The 17,714-nt window shown below is 50.8% G+C and carries 17 protein-coding genes, 1 tRNA gene and 1 pseudogene; 13 read left to right on the forward strand and 6 right to left on the reverse strand.

The genetic code is table 11. The annotated features are described in order from the left end of the window. Positions 1-186: 186 nt before the first annotated feature. The gene (dkgB, locus tag FDW92_RS16585) at positions 187-990 is read left to right on the forward strand and encodes a 2,5-didehydrogluconate reductase DkgB (protein ID WP_042310509.1); all 804 of its coding nucleotides are present in this window, start codon (positions 187-189) and stop codon (positions 988-990) included. Positions 991-1,011: 21 nt separating this feature from the next. Here the strand turns inward: dkgB and yafC are convergent, their stop codons facing one another. Beyond that, positions 1,012-1,926 (reverse strand): DNA-binding transcriptional regulator YafC, encoded by a 915-nt coding sequence (yafC, locus tag FDW92_RS16590; protein ID WP_042310507.1) that lies wholly within the window; start codon positions 1,924-1,926, stop codon positions 1,012-1,014. 104 nt (positions 1,927-2,030) lie between these two features. Between yafC and FDW92_RS16595 the strand changes: the two genes are divergently transcribed. The 3 genes from FDW92_RS16595 (at position 2,031) to FDW92_RS16605 (ending at position 4,987) form a co-directional block, all read left to right on the forward strand. Then, positions 2,031-3,206 carry an MFS transporter gene (locus FDW92_RS16595; RefSeq protein ID WP_042310505.1) on the forward strand — a complete coding sequence of 392 codons (1,176 nt, stop codon included), beginning with the start codon at positions 2,031-2,033 and terminating at the stop codon, positions 3,204-3,206. Between the two features lie 131 nt (positions 3,207-3,337). Continuing rightward, a complete protein-coding gene (locus FDW92_RS16600) occupies positions 3,338-4,138 on the forward strand; it encodes an endonuclease/exonuclease/phosphatase family protein (protein ID WP_038637479.1) in 801 nt (266 codons plus the stop codon). Positions 4,139-4,216: 78 nt separating this feature from the next. Further along, positions 4,217-4,987, forward strand: a complete 771-nt coding sequence (locus FDW92_RS16605; RefSeq protein WP_042310502.1) for a class I SAM-dependent methyltransferase — start codon at positions 4,217-4,219, stop codon at positions 4,985-4,987. Between the two features lie 48 nt (positions 4,988-5,035). On the opposite strand, the gene mltD is transcribed toward FDW92_RS16605, so the two are convergent. Both mltD and gloB read right to left on the reverse strand, forming a co-directional pair. Then, positions 5,036-6,394, reverse strand: a complete 1,359-nt coding sequence (mltD, locus tag FDW92_RS16610; protein ID WP_042310500.1) for a murein transglycosylase D — start codon at positions 6,392-6,394, stop codon at positions 5,036-5,038. A gap of 71 nt (positions 6,395-6,465) precedes the next feature. After that, a complete protein-coding gene (gloB, locus tag FDW92_RS16615) occupies positions 6,466-7,221 on the reverse strand; it encodes a hydroxyacylglutathione hydrolase (RefSeq protein WP_042310498.1) in 756 nt (251 codons plus the stop codon). A gap of 33 nt (positions 7,222-7,254) precedes the next feature. Between gloB and FDW92_RS16620 the strand changes: the two genes are divergently transcribed. Continuing rightward, entirely contained in the window at positions 7,255-7,977 is a 723-nt protein-coding gene (locus tag FDW92_RS16620) for a class I SAM-dependent methyltransferase (protein ID WP_042310496.1), read from the forward strand. On the opposite strand, the pseudogene rnhA reads toward FDW92_RS16620, so the two are convergent. Then, positions 7,974-8,552, reverse strand: a pseudogene (gene rnhA, locus FDW92_RS16625) (ribonuclease HI). The gene FDW92_RS16620 and the pseudogene rnhA sit on opposite strands and share 4 nt — an antisense overlap. Between rnhA and dnaQ the strand changes: the two are divergent. Next, the gene (gene dnaQ / locus FDW92_RS16630) at positions 8,506-9,234 is read left to right on the forward strand and encodes a DNA polymerase III subunit epsilon (protein WP_042310534.1); all 729 of its coding nucleotides are present in this window, start codon (positions 8,506-8,508) and stop codon (positions 9,232-9,234) included. The pseudogene rnhA and the gene dnaQ overlap by 47 nt on opposite strands. Positions 9,235-9,367: 133 nt before the next feature. Beyond that, positions 9,368-9,444, forward strand: a tRNA-Asp gene (locus FDW92_RS16635). A gap of 156 nt (positions 9,445-9,600) precedes the next feature. On the opposite strand, the gene FDW92_RS16640 is transcribed toward FDW92_RS16635, so the two are convergent. Together FDW92_RS16640 and FDW92_RS16645 are read right to left on the reverse strand one after the other, a co-directional pair. Further along, positions 9,601-10,119 (reverse strand): hypothetical protein, encoded by a 519-nt coding sequence (locus FDW92_RS16640; RefSeq protein ID WP_042310494.1) that lies wholly within the window; start codon positions 10,117-10,119, stop codon positions 9,601-9,603. A 1-nt stretch (position 10,120) separates the two neighbouring features. After that, positions 10,121-10,909 (reverse strand): winged helix-turn-helix domain-containing protein, encoded by a 789-nt coding sequence (locus FDW92_RS16645; protein ID WP_042310492.1) that lies wholly within the window; start codon positions 10,907-10,909, stop codon positions 10,121-10,123. 642 nt (positions 10,910-11,551) lie between these two features. On the opposite strand from FDW92_RS16645, the gene FDW92_RS16650 reads away from it, so the two are divergent. From FDW92_RS16650 to FDW92_RS16675, 6 genes are all read left to right on the forward strand, one after another. Further along, a complete protein-coding gene (locus tag FDW92_RS16650) occupies positions 11,552-12,100 on the forward strand; it encodes a fimbrial protein (protein ID WP_038637500.1) in 549 nt (182 codons plus the stop codon). A 69-nt stretch (positions 12,101-12,169) separates the two neighbouring features. Continuing rightward, the gene (locus tag FDW92_RS16655; protein ID WP_042310489.1) at positions 12,170-12,718 is read left to right on the forward strand and encodes a fimbrial protein; all 549 of its coding nucleotides are present in this window, start codon (positions 12,170-12,172) and stop codon (positions 12,716-12,718) included. Positions 12,719-12,759: 41 nt separating this feature from the next. Continuing rightward, positions 12,760-15,231 carry a fimbria/pilus outer membrane usher protein gene (locus FDW92_RS16660; protein WP_042310487.1) on the forward strand — a complete coding sequence of 824 codons (2,472 nt, stop codon included), beginning with the start codon at positions 12,760-12,762 and terminating at the stop codon, positions 15,229-15,231. Between the two features lie 26 nt (positions 15,232-15,257). Next, a complete protein-coding gene (locus FDW92_RS16665; RefSeq protein ID WP_042310485.1) occupies positions 15,258-16,034 on the forward strand; it encodes a fimbria/pilus periplasmic chaperone in 777 nt (258 codons plus the stop codon). A gap of 11 nt (positions 16,035-16,045) precedes the next feature. Beyond that, positions 16,046-16,651 (forward strand): fimbrial protein, encoded by a 606-nt coding sequence (locus tag FDW92_RS16670; protein ID WP_042310481.1) that lies wholly within the window; start codon positions 16,046-16,048, stop codon positions 16,649-16,651. Beyond that, positions 16,648-17,712, forward strand: a complete 1,065-nt coding sequence (locus FDW92_RS16675; RefSeq protein ID WP_042310479.1) for a fimbrial protein — start codon at positions 16,648-16,650, stop codon at positions 17,710-17,712. The genes FDW92_RS16670 and FDW92_RS16675 overlap by 4 nt, the downstream gene beginning before the upstream one ends. The last annotated feature ends 2 nt before the right edge of the window (positions 17,713-17,714 follow it).

The raw sequence follows: 17,714 nt of genomic DNA on the forward strand, positions 1-17,714 counted from the left end.
TCGAGTCCCGTCCGTTCCGCCACTTATTAAGAGCCCTGAGCTAACGCTCAGGGCTTTTTTCTTTGCTTGTCATATGATTATTGCTGTTTTAGCAAAAATCCTCTGCTTTAATCGATCTTTTTCTCGATCCTCTCGTTCGTCATAATGATTCCAGTTAACCCATTTTGATAAATAAAGAGGAATTTCATGACTATCCCCGCATTCGGTTTAGGTACTTTTCGTCTGAAAGACGACGTGGTTATTGCTTCTGTTAAAACGGCGCTTGAACTGGGCTACCGTGCTGTCGACACTGCGCAAATCTATGATAATGAAGCGGCTGTTGGTCAGGCGATTGCTGAGAGTGGCGTACCACGTAGCGAGCTGTACATCACCACCAAGATTTGGATTGAAAACCTTAGCAAAGACAAGCTGATCCCAAGCCTGAAAGAGAGCCTGAAAAAACTTCGTACGGATTATGTCGATCTGACGCTGATCCACTGGCCATCTCCGGGGGATGCCGTGTCTGTCGAAGAATTTATGCAGGCATTGCTTGAAGCTAAAGAACAAGGGCTGACTCGCGAAATTGGCATCTCAAACTTCACCATTCCGCTGATGGAAAAAGCCATTGCTACAGTGGGTGTGGAGAATATTGCCACTAACCAGATTGAACTGTCTCCGTATCTGCAGAGCCGCAAGGTGGTTGACTGGGCGAAAGCGCACGGTATCCACATCACCTCTTATATGACGCTGGCTTACGGTAAAGCGCTGAAAGATGAAGTGATTGCACGCATTGCGTCTAAACATAATGCGACTCCGGCACAGGTTATCCTGGCATGGGCAATGGGTGAAGGGTACTCAGTAATTCCTTCTTCCACCAAGCGTGAAAACCTGGCAAGTAACCTACTGGCACTGGAACTGCATCTGGATGCCGAAGATAGAGCAGCGATCGCGGCACTGGATTGCAACGACCGCCTGGTTAGCCCGGAAGGTCTGGCTCCTGAGTGGGATTAATTGCCTGACCCTTTGTACCCTTTAACCCTCTTTCACAGCTCCTTCGGGAGCTGTTTTTATATGTTCACTTAAGAAGTCGATAAATGCCCGGATACGTGTACTGACGGCACGATCGCTGTAGTAAACGGCGCTGAAAGGCATTTCTACCGGCAGACGCTTATCGGCCAGCAGTTCCACCAGTTCTCCCTGCTCGATCTCTTTGTCAATCATATAATCTGAAAGACATGCAATGCCGTTACCGTTCAGGCAAAGCTGTTTTAACGTTTCTCCGCTGTTGGAAGAAATCCCACATTCGATCTCATGGAGCTGCCCATCGCTACAGGCTATTGGCCAGGTATTGAGCGAGATGGGTTCAGAAAACCCCAGGCACAGATGCCGTTTTAACTCTTCAACGCTCTCAGGCTTGCCAAAGCGGGCAATATAGTCAGGTGAAGCGATAATCTTGCGATAGCTGGTAAATAACGGGCGCGCGCGCAGACTTGAATCTGTTAACGTGCCTGCGCGTATCGCAACATCCACTTTTCGTTCAATAAGATTGATGAACGTTTCTGAGGAGACAAGAGACAACGTCATTTCCGGATACCGTTCACGAAAAGGTTTGATCAGCGGCATCAGGAAATGCAGCATTACCGGCGTTGCCGCATCGATACGCAGTAAGCCGCGCGGAGTATTACGTGATTCCATGATTTCCGTTTCTGCTGCAGCCATTTCTTGCAGTATCTGCTGCACGCGCCTGAAGTATCGCTCACCTTCTTCAGTCAGGCTCAGCTGTCGGGTCGTACGATTAAGCAGACTGACGCCGAGCTTCATCTCCAGCTTTTTAACTGCCCGGCTGACAGCGGAATTGGCCTGGCCGAGCTGCTCTGCCGCCCGGCTGAAGCTGCTGCTTTCCACGACAGCGACAAAAATTGCAAGTTCTTCGGAGGTTGCTTTCATTTTTGCACCTGAAGCAAAATTAAATTGATATTTTGAATATTTTTGTCATTAAAACATCCAGGCATACTGCTTGTCATCTGATTACTGATGTTATGGAGCTATTTATGCCTCTCGCTTTATTTGCACTGACAATAAGTGCCTTCGCTATTGGCACGACTGAGTTTGTGATTGTCGGCCTGGTGCCGACCATTGCTCAACAACTGGCGATCTCGTTACCTTCCGCCGGAATGTTGGTTTCAATCTATGCGCTGGGCGTGGCTATTGGCGCGCCGGTGCTGACTGCTCTGACCGGACGCTTACCGCGTAAACAGTTACTGGTCGCGCTGATGGTCTTGTTTACGGCGGGGAATTTGCTGGCATGGCAGGCACCGGGCTATATGACATTAATCGTCGCCCGTCTGCTGACGGGTCTAGCGCACGGCGTGTTCTTCTCAATTGGTTCTACCATCGCGACAAGTCTGGTGCCGAAAGAGAAAGCGGCTTCCGCGATCGCCATTATGTTTGGCGGCTTAACGGTCGCGCTGGTCACGGGCGTGCCGCTGGGAACATTCATCGGTCAGCATTTTGGCTGGCGCGAGACTTTTCTTGCGGTATCACTGTTAGGAGTGATTGCGCTCATTAGTAGCCAACTGCTGATCCCGGCTAACATCCCCGGTCGGGCTGCCGCCAGCATTCGTGACCAGGTGAAAGTGCTGACCCATCCTCGTCTGTTGCTGATTTACGCCGTTACGGCGCTGGGCTATGGCGGGGTATTCACGGCATTCACCTTCCTGGCGCCGATGATGCAGGATCTGGCTGGATTCTCTCCGGCAGCAGTAAGCTGGATCTTGCTGGGCTATGGCGTATCTGTGGCTATCGGCAATATCTGGGGCGGCAAACTGGCAGATAAGCATGGCGCCGTTCCTGCGCTGAAATTTATTTTCGCCGCGCTGTTTGTTCTGCTGATGGTCTTCCAGGTGACCGCATCCACTCAGTACGCCGCACTGGTCACTATTCTGGTGATGGGGATCTTTGCCTTTGGCAACGTACCGGGTTTGCAGGTCTACGTTGTTCAGAAAGCTGAACAATTCACGCCTAATGCGGTAGATGTGGCATCAGGACTCAACATTGCAGCGTTTAACATTGGTATTGCATTGGGTTCAGTGATTGGCGGGCAAACGGTGGAGCATTACGGTTTGGCGCAGACGCCGTGGATTGGCGCCCTCATTGTTCTGGTGGCTTTCTTACTGATGGGCGTCAGCGGTCGTCTTGATAAACCTGTACGCATTGCTCTGGGGTAAATCATTGATGTAAGCGCCCACTTACAAAACAAACTGCAATTGTTCGTTGAAAGTGAGTGCTAAAATCCCTATAACAGAAGAACCAGTCCGGCTGCGGACTGGTTGACGTTACAGAGGTTTGAAAGTCTAAAGTGCGAAAAAACACCTATGCCATGCGTTATGTTGCCGGACAGCCGGTAGAGCGGATTTTACCGCCAGGCTCGTTTGCGCATATTGGCCAGGCATTACCCGCAGGCGCTCCGTTAAGCAGTGAAGATCGTATTCGCGTGCTGGTATGGAATATTTTTAAGCAGCAGCGTGCAGAATGGCAGTCGGTGCTGAAAAATTTTGGCAAAGACGCGCATCTGGTGTTATTGCAGGAAGCACAAACCACGCCTGAACTGGTGCAGTTTGCGACCGCTAACTATCTCGCTGCCGACCAGGTACCCGCCTTTGTGCTGCCTCAGCACCCCTCTGGCGTTATGACGCTCTCCGCCGCCCATCCTGTTTACTGCTGTCCATTGCGCGAGCGTGAGCCTATCTTACGGCTGGCGAAATCAGCATTGGTGACAGTTTACCCGTTGCCTGATACGCGTTTATTGATGGTGGTGAATATCCACGCGGTAAATTTCAGCCTTGGCGTTGATGTCTATAGTAAGCAGTTACTTCCTATTGGCGATCAGATTGCCCATCATAGCGGTCCGGTGATCATGGCGGGTGATTTCAATGCCTGGAGCCGTCGACGGATGAATGCGCTGTACCGCTTTGCGCGCGAAATGTCGCTGCGCCAGGTGCGCTTTACCGACGATCAACGCCGACGCGCGTTTGGTCGCCCTCTCGATTTTGTGTTCTATCGTGGTTTGAACGTGAGTGAAGCCTCTGTGCTGGTCACCCGCGCATCCGATCACAATCCGCTACTCGTTGAATTCAGTCCCGGCAAACCTGAACAATAACGGTGTGTCAGGTCTGCCGTAGGGCAGACCTGTAGTGGTGCTGCCCTTCCTATTAAACAACAACCGAAGGACAACACAATGACAACACGCTCTCATCATGACAACGTCGAAAAACAGTTTGGCTCTCAGGCTAATGCCTATTTGACCAGTGCGGTACATGCCTCTGGCCGCGATTTGCAACGCCTGTCCGCAAGGTTGTCAGCATTTCCGCAAGCCCGGTTACTGGATATGGGATGCGGAGCAGGGCATGCCAGTTTTGTGGCTGCGCAGCACGTCAGGCAGGTCGTAGCTTATGATTTATCGTCACAAATGCTTGAAGTGGTGGCGGAGGCGGCAAAAGACAGGGGGCTGGAAAACCTCTCCACGCGCCAGGGTTATGCCGAAAGTCTGCCATTTGAAGATAACGCGTTTGATGTGGTGATTAGCCGCTATTCCGCGCATCACTGGCATGATGTCGGGCGCGCGCTGCGCGAAGTGAACCGCATCCTGAAGCCCGGCGGCGTACTGATCGTGATGGATGTGATGTCGCCGGGTCACCCTGTACGTGATATCTGGTTACAAACCGTGGAAGCGTTGCGTGATACCTCGCACGTACGCAATTATTCCAGCGGGGAGTGGCTGTCTTTAATCAATGACGCCAACCTGATTGCTGACACCTTGTTAACTGATCGCCTGCCTCTGGAGTTCAGTTCGTGGGTTGCGCGGATGCGTACGCCTGCGGCGTTGACCGAAGCGATTCGTTTATACCAGGAGAGTGCTTCTGCTGACGTGAAGGCCTACTTTGCATTACAGGAAGAGGGGTCGTTTACCAGCGACACGATAATGGTAGAGGCGCATAAAGCAGGATAAATAAAAAAGGCACTGTGGGAAACCAGTGCCTTCATTTCAACAATGTTATCAGGAGTCCGGCATACCGTTGTTTTTCACAAACAACGTTAGCTGATCGCCAGGCTGCAGGTTGTCCGTATCGCTATTCCAGCGCATCACATCCTTGATGTTAACCCCGTGACGTTTGGCAATGCTCGACAGCGAGTCGCCCTTACGCACACGATAGGTGATGCTATCGCTGTTGTTAGCCAGTCGCTGCGCGCTGGTTCCGGCGCCTACCGTCAGGCTTTGGCCTACTTTCAGGGAAGAACCACGCAGATTGTTCCACTGTTTCAGGTCTTTTGTGCTCACGCCAAGACGTGAAGCAACGCCAGAAAGCGTATCGCCAGAGCGAACCTTGTAGCTACGGCTGTTCAGCGGCGTGTTATCCGCGAGCAGCGTTGACTGCACGGCTGCAATTTCGCCTGAAGCCAGAGACTCACGCAGTTTTTCTGCATGCTTCTTTGGCACCATCACATATTGCGGACCGCTGGCACCCAACGTGGAGCCTTTAACGCCTGCATTGAAGGTCTTCAGCTTGCTGACGGATATACCCGCCATATCGGCAACCTGAGCCATCTCAACCGGGCTATTCAAGCGAACACGTGCCAATGCGCGGCTTTCGTCTGTTGTAGGCAGACGCACGCCATAGCGCTTGCTGTTTTTGAGAATATCGCTCAAAGCCAGCATTTTGGGCACATACAGCTTCGTTTCCTGAGGCAACGGTAACGACCAGAAGTCGGTGGATTTACCACGCGCTTTGTTCGTTTTGATCGCCTTCATCACGCGACCTTCACCGCTATTATAAGCAGCAATGGTCAGCAGCCAGTCGCCATCAAACATCTTGTTCAGACGCTGCATCATGTCGAGCGCGGCAGTGGTGGAAGCCACAATGTCGCGACGTGCATCATAATTGCGGGTCTGCTTTAAACCATAATTGCGCCCCGTGCTCGGAATGATCTGCCAAATACCTGCGGCATTGGCGCCAGACGTTGCGTGAGGATCAAAAGCGCTCTCCACTATGGGTAGTAGTACCAGTTCCATTGGCATGTTACGTTTCTTAACCTGCCCGGCTATCCAGTACATATACGGCTCTGCCCGTAAAGTTACATCGTGGAGATAGCTCTTATTGCGTAAATACTTCTGTTTCTGTTCGCGAATCCGGCTGTTTTCCGGAATTCCCATCTTTAGCTCGTCACCAATGAAAGCCCACAAATCTTGATCAGCAGCGATAGATGTTCCATCGTCCATCCATCGCGCCTGACTTGTAAACTTTCCTGCTTCCCCTTGACCAGCTGCAGAAAGGCTCTGTGCGTGCTGTTGGACGTTACCAGTATTCTGGCACCCAACAAGCAGGACAGAGGCGAGTAATATCGCTTTTGCCTTCATGTGTGTGTCAATAGTTGCTTAAAAGACGACCGATCATAACGGCGAAGTTTTCAAAAGGCAACCCGGAATTGTCAGAACGTATCTTTCTTTGACCTTAACCAGGCAAAACGCTCTTCAGGTTGTTGCAATATTGTTTCTTTGTTTATTTCATTAATTAAATCAATATCTTCAGTTCGCAAAAAAATATTATTTCGCCGCTCATTTTTCAGAATTACGGGTAGTGTCATTTGTTTTTTTACGCGTAACTCATTAACTTTACGATAATATTCATTTATGAACGAATCGTGCGGGAGGATGCTTAAAGCAAACTTCATATTTGCTAATGTGTACTCATGTGCGCAACAAATCAAAGTATCATCGGGAAGAGCGCTGATTCTCTTAAGTGATTGATACATCTGCGTTGCAGTACCTTCGAAAAGCCGACCACAGCCCCCAGAAAAGAGCGTATCTCCGCAAAACAGGTAAGGTTGGCTAAAGTAACAGATATGTCCTAAAGTGTGACCCGGCGTGGCAATTACCTTAAATTCATGCCCCAATACGAGTGCAATATCGCCATCTTCGACTATGTGCGTCGTTCCCTTATCTTGCGTTTCAGCCGGTCCGTATACCACTATTTGTGGGAAGTGTTGCAGGAGTTCTTTCACGCCGCCAACGTGATCCTGATGATGATGGGTCAGCAGAATGGCCTCTGGCACCCAGTTATGTTCTGCAATGGCTTGCAGAACAGGGGCGGCTTCGCCCGGGTCGACAATCAGACAATGTTGGTCATTGTTTGACAGGACCCAGATGTAATTGTCCTGAAATGCAGGAATACTGTTAAGATTCATATCTTACCTCTCAAAGCGAAACGGAAGGTTATGATGAAACCGGCAAGGATCCCTCAAACTGTCGTAGCGCCCGTGAGCTGGGGTGATTTACCCTGGGGCGAATACTATCGTGAGGCGCTGGAGCATCAGCTTAACCCGTGGTTCGCAAAAATGTACGGTTTTCATCTGCTTAAAATTGGTAATTTAAGCGCAGAAATCGATTCTGAAGCGTGCGCGGTTTCTCATCAGGTAAATGTTTCTTTGCTGGGGTCTCCCATGCAGGTAACGGCAGATCCTTTGCATCTGCCCTTTGCCGATAAGTCGGTGGATGTCTGTTTGTTGGCCCATACGCTACCGTGGTGTTCCGATCCACATCGGTTACTGCGTGAAGCCGATCGCGTGCTGATTGATGACGGCTGGTTGATTCTGAGCGGGTTTAATCCGGTAAGCCTGATGGGACTGCGTAAACTGGTGCCGGTATTGCGCAAGACCTCGCCTTACAGCAGTCGGATGTTTACCCTCATGCGTCAACTGGACTGGCTCTCTTTACTCAATTTTGAAGTGCTGCACTACAGCCGTTTTCATGTCCTGCCCTGGAACAAGAAGGGCGGGAAAATGTTAAGCGCACATATTCCTGCCCTGGGATGTTTGCAACTGGTGGTCGCACGTAAGCGCACCATTCCGCTTACGCTCAACCCAATGAAACAAAATAAAAGCAAAACGCCAATCCGCCAGGCCGTTGGCGCTACCCGGCAATACCGCAAACCGGACGCTTAAGACTCGGCCTGATAACCAATATCATCCTGAGTGGGGCTCATTGCCGCGGCGCGCGCAAGCTCATCGCAGCGTTCGTTTTCCGGATGGCCCGCATGGCCTTTAACCCATTCCCATTTGATTTGATGTGGACCCAGCGCGGCATCCAAACGTTTCCACAGATCGACGTTCTTTACCGGTTTTTTATCTGCCGTTTTCCAGCCGCGCTTCTTCCAGTTGTGGATCCATTGCGTGATGCCCTGGCGTACATACTGGCTGTCGGTACTGAGTATCACTTCACACTGTTCTTTCAGGGCTTCCAGCGCAACGATTGCCGCCATCAGCTCCATGCGATTATTGGTTGTGAGGTTGTACCCTTCACTAAAGGTTTTTTCGCGTCCGCGATAGCGTAAAATCGCCCCGTAACCACCTGGCCCAGGATTTCCCAGGCAAGAACCATCGGTGAAAATTTCTACCTGTTTAAGCATCTCTGGTAGACTTCCTGTTTTAGCAAATCGAAATCAAACGATAAGTCTGACATAAATGACCGTTATGAGCACTGGAATTACACGACAGGTAGTCCTCGATACCGAAACCACCGGTATGAACCAGATTGGCGCCCACTACGAAGGCCACAAGATCATTGAGATCGGTGCGGTTGAAGTGGTGAACCGCCGCCTGACCGGTAATAACTTCCACGTTTACCTGAAGCCGGATCGGCTGGTGGATCCGGAAGCGTTTGGCGTACACGGCATCGCAGACGAATTCCTGCTCGATAAGCCTACGTTTGCCGAGGTGGCCGATGAGTTTCTCGACTACATTCGCGGCGCGGAGCTGGTCATCCATAACGCATCGTTTGATATCGGCTTTATGGATTACGAGTTTGCTAAGCTCAATCGTGGTATTCCGAAAACCAACGAATTTTGCAAAATAACCGATAGCCTGGCGCTGGCAAGGAAAATGTTTCCTGGCAAGCGAAACAGCCTTGATGCGTTATGCTCGCGTTATGAAATAGACAACAGTAAACGAACCCTGCACGGCGCATTGCTCGATGCCCAGATTCTGGCCGACGTTTATCTGATGATGACCGGTGGGCAGACCACCATGGCGTTCTCGATGGAAGGCGACAGCCAGCAGCAAAATGACACGGGGATCCAACGCATTGTTCGGCAGTCCAGCAAACTACGCGTTGTTTTTGCCACTGATGAGGAGTTAGCGGCCCATGAGTCGCGGCTTGACCTGGTGCAGAAGAAGGGGGGAAGTTGTCTCTGGCGGGCGTAGATGACCCAATTACAGTGCAGAAATGACCATTCGGGTGATTTTTGCAGCAAACGATTAAAAACGTGAGAAAAAGCGTTGACGAGGCGCGAGGCAATCCGTAATATTCGCTTCGTTCCCAAGCGGAACACAACGCGGAGTGGTAGTTCAGTTGGTTAGAATACCTGCCTGTCACGCAGGGGGTCGCGGGTTCGAGTCCCGTCCATTCCGCCACTATTCAGAAAGCCTGAATCAGAAATGATTCAGGCTTTCGTCGTTTTAGTCCCACCCAAAATAACAATCCCTTCATTACACTGTATCGATACATCCGCGCTGCCGGGCGGGAAACACATCAGGTCATCCTTAACCCGACGCATATCGTAGAGGCGATTAACCCGCGAAGTGATTCATCACGCAGGCGAAGCGGGGTGAAAAGTTATCGCCAATAAGAACCGTTTCCTCATTCAGGTGCTTCAGCATATATAGCTTGTCGGCACGTTCGTAAGCGTCGAAGAAGAGATAATCGACAGCATCCGTTGCGTCATCATCGGGGGATTTTTCACGTCCATCGGGAGTGAGCATGAAAACGCCTGCGGTATGGCCGAGCGGACGGGCGTAGCGAAAGAACAGTTTTCGGTTAACCGTGAACTCACCATCATCACTTTTGAATTTCCCTTGTACTGACAATGAAAGGTGTCCGGAATTGTAGCTAGTGATCAGCATAATTCCGTTGAGTTCCTTTTTGCTATTTTGGATATCGAGTATCGACGTGAATTCCGATGAGCATGAAAAGCTGATTTCTTGTTTCTTCGCATTCCCGGCGATAATGAAAAAAGCAATGGCCGCCAGCCCAAAAATGGCAATTACCACTGACCATAGTAAAGGAGAGTGATCGCTTTCCTGCTTCATATCATTCCTCATAATGACGATACTGGCTGACGCAATGGTAATAGCCGAGGTTTAGTCCGCATTCAGCGGCAAACGACCACTCAACCAGGTTATGGTTGCTCGCCCACGTATTAAGATAGAGATCTTTTGGATGCGAACAGTTTGGGTTAATACCCACTGACTTGAATATATCCAGCGCTTTCTTTTCAGTTATGGTATCGGTGAGAGCATTCCCTAATATATGTACCCGGCATTGCTCGTAGTCGATTGTTCGCAGAATAGCTGCGTCCGTCATGGCGATTTCATTGGGTATCCATGTTAACCACGCTGTCGCCAGCACTGCGAGGCCGGTGATTAACGTTGTTATTGCGACAGGCCATCGGTTCCGGTTCTTTTTGTTGAGCTTCGTTGTAACATTGGCAATTCGCGCTGGTGTTTGCGCCTCTTCCAGTTGCTGAATATTGATATTGACATCGCCCATCCGAAATCCCATTCGCGGAATGGTGACGATGAGCTCTGCAGGGTGACCCGTTGACGTTATTGCTTTGCGCAGAAATGAAATGTGCTGGTTGAGATTGGCATCCGTCGCCCGGGCGCCATTATGCTGGAAAACATTCAGCAGAATTTCATCGCGCGAGGAAATCTCTTTACCATTTTGCAACAAATAGAGCAGTAATTGCGTTGCCACATTATTCAATGTGGCCATTTCACCGGATGTCAGGTCTTTTAGGGTATTTTTATTTGGTCTGAAAACTAAGCCATCACCAATAATTACGGATTTAATTTTGTTTATTGGTATATGAGAAATCACTGATGTCTCCTTTAAAGCAGGATATCTCGCATTCGAGTGGGGGAAGCAATAGCATAACATAATTCATTTATAAAAAATGGTTGCGCCATAGATCGCTTTATTAATATTTATATAACAATATTTTAATATTTCTTATAGATGTCTCATTCTCCTTTCTCTCTGTCACTATCTTATTGTCATTACTCGGTTTTGATATCCACCTTCATTTTTACAAAACTTTCATAAATACATTTTGCCTGGTATCCGGACTAAATAAAAAAATAGTTGATAGATAAAAACTCTATAAAAACGCAAAATAATAGATATTAACACTAGCAGTTGCCTGAATTTTGGCGATTTTTTAGGTAAACGATCGTTGTGCAGGCGGTGATACAACACGATTCCCTGAGTTTGATTAATACCGTATTTTTGCATTGTGTCATTTTTCTGCCGACTTAATATAAGCCCCGAAACAGCCTGAACAGCTGTAGACGGTATTTCGTATGGAATGCCAGCGATGTTCAAAATAAGGGGCGGGTTGAGATGGATTGTTTGCAAGGATATGCGCTACCGCCACCTGCAGATCAGCATTTCCATGACTTAAATGTCTGCGGAAATAGATCGTCGGAATAACTAAAAACGGATATAAGGTTAAGTAGTAATATGAAAATGAAAAACGTGGCTGTGGCCTGCGCGCTGATGGCGGGAATGACTTTGACTGCCTCTTCTGCTTTCGCTGCAAAAAATGTTGAACCGACTAACGGTAAAATTCAGTTCACCGGTTCTCTGGTTAATTCCGCATGCGGTCTGGCACCTGAATCCAGCCCGGTGCAGGTTAATTTTGGTGAGATCCCAACCTCTCAGTTAAAAGACAACCAACGTGCTGGCGTTAAGCATGCCAAAATCGTTCTTCAGGGCTGCGACACCACCGTTGCGAAAACGGCCACTGTGACCTATACCCCGGCAACAATTGATACAGACAACAACGCGCTGGCTGCATTCACTTCTGGTACTGCAAAGGGCGCGGGTATTGGTATGGTTGACAGCGGCAACCAGGATGTGGAATGGGGTAAAGCTGCCTCTCAGGTCAACATCACTGACGGCGAAACTGACATTGATTTCGTGGCTTATCTGCAGGCAAACAACGCTTCTGCAGCGGTAACGCCGGGTGATTTCGAATCTACCGTTAATTTCCAGATCGACTATCAGTAATTACCCGCAGCGGGCGCATTAATGCGCCTGCTTAACCCTTCCTGCGAATAACTGAAAGGAAATACGGTTATGCCTGGATGGCGAATTTTACTGCTTTTTGTCTTTATCTCGCCTGCATGGGTTATGGCTGGCGCCAATCGTCTAAACAGTACGCCCGGCAAAATGCGCATGCGAGGAAATATTATTGAGGCTGCCTGTTATGTTGATCCGCGCGACCGATCGCTACTGGTTGAATTCGATGATCTCTCTGCCAGAGATATTTCTGGAAGACCAGAAAAAGTGTCCGCGCATGATTTCAGTATTCATTTGCTGGGATGTTCATTAGGGGATTCTCAACATTCCGGGAATGTGTTTCAACGCGCCAATATTACCTTTTCTGGTGCGCCCGACAGGGACAATCCTGATTATCTGAGCGTGCAGTCGGAAACTGAAAATTTAGCAATAGAAATATACGACAGCAAAGGACAGCAAATTCATCTGGGCGAACCATCACCGGATTATGTGCTTAATCCAGGGAAGAACACGCTCAACTTTACGGCTTATTTGATCTCCCGTGACGGAAGAATGACATCCGGCGAATTTACTGCGGTCACGCATTTTGTTGTGAATTATCTCTGAGCTGCACTGCAATTCGGGTATCTGAAGGTTTGCGAACGAAAATGATCACGCTGAAAACAGATAAAAAACGCCTGGCGCTATTTATTACTCTGGTTTGTGCCTCTGCATGGGCTGAAGCGGATGAGGCCGTTGAATTTAATACTGACGTACTGGATGCCAGCGACCGGCAGAATGTCGATTTGCAGCGTTTTTCCGAAGGCAACTTTGTGACTCCCGGTGAATATCTGCTGGATGTTCGTATTAACAGCCAGGAAATTCCTCAGCAATCGATCCGCTATATCGTCGATCCTGCCAACTCGCATAAATCCATGGCGTGTCTGACGCCACAGCAACTCGAATTACTGGCGCTCAAAGAAGAGGCACTGACCTATATTCATCCGATTAGCGCGACATGTTATGACATTTCCCATCTGCCGGGTGTGGCGTTGAATAATAGCGCAGGCGTACTGGACATTACCGTGCCGCAGGCATGGATGAAATATACCGATCCAGACTGGACGCCGCCGGAACGCTGGGATAATGGCGTCGCGGGGCTGATTTTTGACTACAGCATCTCGGGTCAGGCCACACATTACGAGCAGGGGGGCGATCGTTACCGCTCTCTTTCTGGCTACGGGCAAACAGGTTTTAACCTCGGCGCGTGGCGCTTTCGCGGGCAGTATCAGGCCAATTACGCTTCTGATGATAATCGTGGGCGTATCGACTGGGATCAGATCTATGCTTATCGCCCATTACCGATGCAGGCGGCAAAACTGACGCTTGGCGAAATCTATCTGAATTCTCAGGTCTTTGATTCTGTTCGTTTTACCGGGGCTAACCTCGCCAGCGATGAGCGTATGCTGCCACCGAATTTGCAGGGTTACGCGCCTGAAGTTCATGGCATCGCTCGTAGTAACGCCAAGGTCACCGTTAGTCAGCAGGGACGTGTTATCTATCAAACCACCGTTCCTGCGGGGCCGTTTAATATTCAGGATCTGCACGGCTCGGTACGCGGCACGTTGGATGTACGCGTTGAGGAACAGGATGGCAGCGTACAAACCTTTCAGGTTAATACCGCAGATATTCCCTACCTGACGCGCCCAGGCTACGTTCGCTATAACGCCGCGGTCGGTAAGCCATCGCTTTACAACCATGACATTCAGGGCCCTGCGTTTTATACCGGCGATTTTTCATGGGGTGTCAGCAATGCGTGGTCGCTGTACGGCGGCGCGCTGCTCACTGGCGAGCGCTATAACGCCTGGTCGATGGGGATTGGGCGGGATTTGAGCTGGCTGGGGGCGTTGTCAGCGGATGCGACGCAATCCGTGAGCCGTGTGAAGCATCAGGCTGAACAAAAAGGCATGTCCTTTAAGCTCAGCTATGCCAAAACCTTTGATGAATACAACAGCGCCATCACCTTTGCCGGATACCGCTTTTCACAGCGTAACTTCCGTACTTTTTCACAGTTCCTCGACGAGCAGTATGCCAATAACAACAGCGCCGGTAACGAAAAAGAGATGTACACCATCACCGGTAACAAGACCTTTTTTGCCGACGATCCGCAGTTAGCCACCACGCTGTATCTGACCTACACCCACCAGAACTACTGGGATCGTCGTTCGCAGGATCGTTACGGGTTGTCGATGGGACACAGCTTTTCGTTGGCGGGCATCCAAGGGATAAGCGCCAACCTTGCGGCTTACCGCTCTGAGTATCAGGGCAAACGGGACGACAGTCTTTCGCTTTCAATTTCGATTCCCTGGAGCGATGGCCGCTCCATGGATTATGAGTTGCAGAACAGCGGCAACCAGACCAGCCAGATGGTTTCGTATTCCGATAACCGCGACCGTAACAACCCATGGCGTTTGCGCGCAGGGGTTTCCGGTGAAGGGCGCACGGCATTTGATGGCTATTACAAGCACCGCAGCATGATGGCGGAGCTGGAATCTAACGTCAGCTGGCAGCAATCACGCTATTTCTCCGTAGGCGGCACGATGCGCGGCGGTTTTACCGCGACGCGTCACGGCGCGGCGTTGCACAACAGCCAGGCGTCAATGAATACCGCCAGAGTGATGGTTGATACCGACGGTGTGGCGAATGTACCGCTGAACGGCGAACAGGCGCATTCAAACCGCTTCGGTATTGCCGTGGTACCGGACGTCGTCAGCTATCACAGCTTTGATACCCGCATCGATGTGGACGCAATGGACGAGGATATTTCCGCGACCAAAGCCATCGTCACCAACACCCTGACGGAAGGGGCGATTGGCTATCAGCGCTTTGCCGTGGCGCAGGGGCAAAAAATGATGGCGCTGCTGCGCCTGAAGGATGGTTCGGTCCCGCCGTTTGGCGCCGAAGTGTTTAACGCCAACGGCGTCAGCGTCGCCATGGTGATGGAAAACGGCATGGCCTGGATTGCCGGTGTGAATCCAGCCGAGCGTCTTTCCGTGGCCTGGGGCGGACGAGCGCAGTGTCACTTACAGGTGCCACAACAACTCAACCCGGAAGGTAACGTGCTGTTGCCTTGTGAATAATTTCAATAACCAGAATGAATTTTGTCATGAAAAATCAAGCTTTTTACTCCGTGCAGCGTTGGCTCAAACCCGTGGCTTGTGGCCTGCTTTTTATTGCAGAGATCAACGCTTCCTGGGCGGGTATTGCGCTCGACCGTACCCGGATGATCATCACCGGTGATGCGCGATCTGTCAGCGCGAACTTAACCAATACCAGCCCGAGCATTCCGTTTTTGGCCCAGTCGTGGGTGGAAGACGCCAACGGAACAAAAGTTACCTCGCCGCTGATGGTCTTACCGCCGCTACAGCGAATTAACGGTGGGCAAAAGGGCATTGCCCGGGTGACGAAAACCAGCGGGATTAATGCGCTTCCTCAGGATCGAGAAAGCCTGTTCTACCTGAATGTGCGTGAGATTCCACCTAAGCCTGATAAGCCGAACGTGCTGCAACTGGCGATGCAGTCGCGCATCAAATTGTTCTACCGTCCGACCGCCATCGTGCCGGAAACGCCGGGCGCGGTGTGGCAAAACCAACTGGTCTTTCACAAGCAGGGTCTACGCTGGACCGTGGATAACCCAACGCCATACTTCGTCACCTTGATCGGTTTAAGCCGTAAGCCGGAAGCGCAGGGCGGCGGCAGGCTGACTGATTTCCCCGGGGTTATGGTTTCACCAAAATCCTCGCTTGATTTCAGCGTCACCGACGGCAGCGTTAGCCAGTTCAGCATGATGTATGTGAACGATTTTGGCGGTCACCCTGAATTGAAATTCAGCTGCACAGGCAATGTGTGTAAAGCATTGCCGATGGAGCAACAGCCCCGGTAAAGGACTCGTAAATGAAAAAGATGCTTTGCGCTCTGCTGATGGCAGGTATGGCCTGCCCGGTTCAGGCCACTAGCGGCCGCCAGGATATGAGCAACGTTTCCGGCGAGTATGGCAACGTCCGCTTTCATGGTCGGGTGTTCGTTTCGCCGTGCGTGCTGGATATGGCTTCACGCGATCAGACCATCGATCTGGGTGATATTTCCGCCAGCCGCTTTCGCCAGAGCGGCGATCGCAGCGATCCGGTATTAGTGACGCTGAACCTGAATGGCTGCTTAAAAGGTTCTGGCCATACCTTAAGGGATTTTCCCGGACAGACCAGCGAAATGCCGGAGCTGGCGCATAGCACGGTGGAACGTGGCGTTTCGATGACGCTGATGGCCGAAGGCGCGCCGGAAAACAGCGATCTGGGGCGTATTCGCGGCGATGTGCGTGGTGCGGGCATTCGGCTACTGACCGAACGCAACCAGTTGATCCACCTGAATCAACCGCAACGCATGTGGATCCTCAAACCAGGTGATAACGCGATTCACTTTCTTGCCGCGCTGGAATCTTTTGGGCAGGAGGTGACCGCTGGCGAATTTAACGGTCTGGTCAGACTTAAGCTGGAGTATCTATGAGCGTATTGCATAAAGCGCTGCTGTGGGTCGTGCTGGCAGGCAGTCCTCTGGCCGGGCATGCATTCACACAGGGGGAAGGTGAGCCGGAGGGCGGGTCGCCGCATCAGTACGATATTGAACTGAGTTCGCTGGATGTCAGCAAAAACCATGTAGGCGGCAGAACGGAGCCTTTTACCTGGAATCTGGGCAGTTGGTATGTGGTGAATTTTTATTGCGAACAGGCCGATATCTCTCGGGAGCCTATTTATTACACCACCACGACCACCATGCCGCCTTCAAATCAGGGGGCGAACCGTTTTCGGTTAAACGAGTATCTGGATGTGGAAGTTCAGGTGTGGGTTGCCGGACGTTATAACAAATACGTCCAGGCGCCTTTTACCAACGTTTCAAACCGCAACAGTAACAACAGCTGCAAAAAGCGTAAGGGCTACACACGCGCCACGAACGTTGAAAGTGGTTCAAAAGGGAAAGTGACGTTTATTGTCACTAAACCCATTATCAATGGCATCAATATCACCTCCCAGTCGCTGGTGGAGGTTGCCGGGCGCATGGGCGGTGCGGGACCTACGCCAACCACGGCGATTTCACGCGTGGTCATTAAATCCGGGCTCATTACCGTGCCGGATAAATGCACCTTCAATCGGGGAGACAAAATCAGCATTGAGTTTGGCGATCTGCCCGGATCCGCTGCAAAACTCAACGGCACCAATTACAGCAAGTCGATCCCGATACATGTGGTCTGTGAAGGCGGCAGCTTCGATCAGGGCGCGCTGAATATCAATTTAGGTGTACAAACCACCACGGCGTCAGGTACGGCTGGATTTAACGATCATCTTCTCGGCACGTTGAGTGGGGGGCAGAAACGCGACGATCTCGGCATTATGATTAAAGACGAGAGCGGCGGCACCGTAGTGCCCAATCAGTTCTACAACGTGAAGGGTTTTTACCAGAATCAGGGCGACTGGAATCTCACTGCCGCACCGGTGGCAAAGCCGGGCGTGGGGAGCGTTAAGGAAGGTGAGTTTGAAGCCTCTGCCACCGTTGTCGCGCAGTTTCAGTAGGG

The organism is Citrobacter sp. wls706 (assembly GCF_005281305.1).
GTDB classification, from domain to species: domain Bacteria; phylum Pseudomonadota; class Gammaproteobacteria; order Enterobacterales; family Enterobacteriaceae; genus Citrobacter; species Citrobacter werkmanii.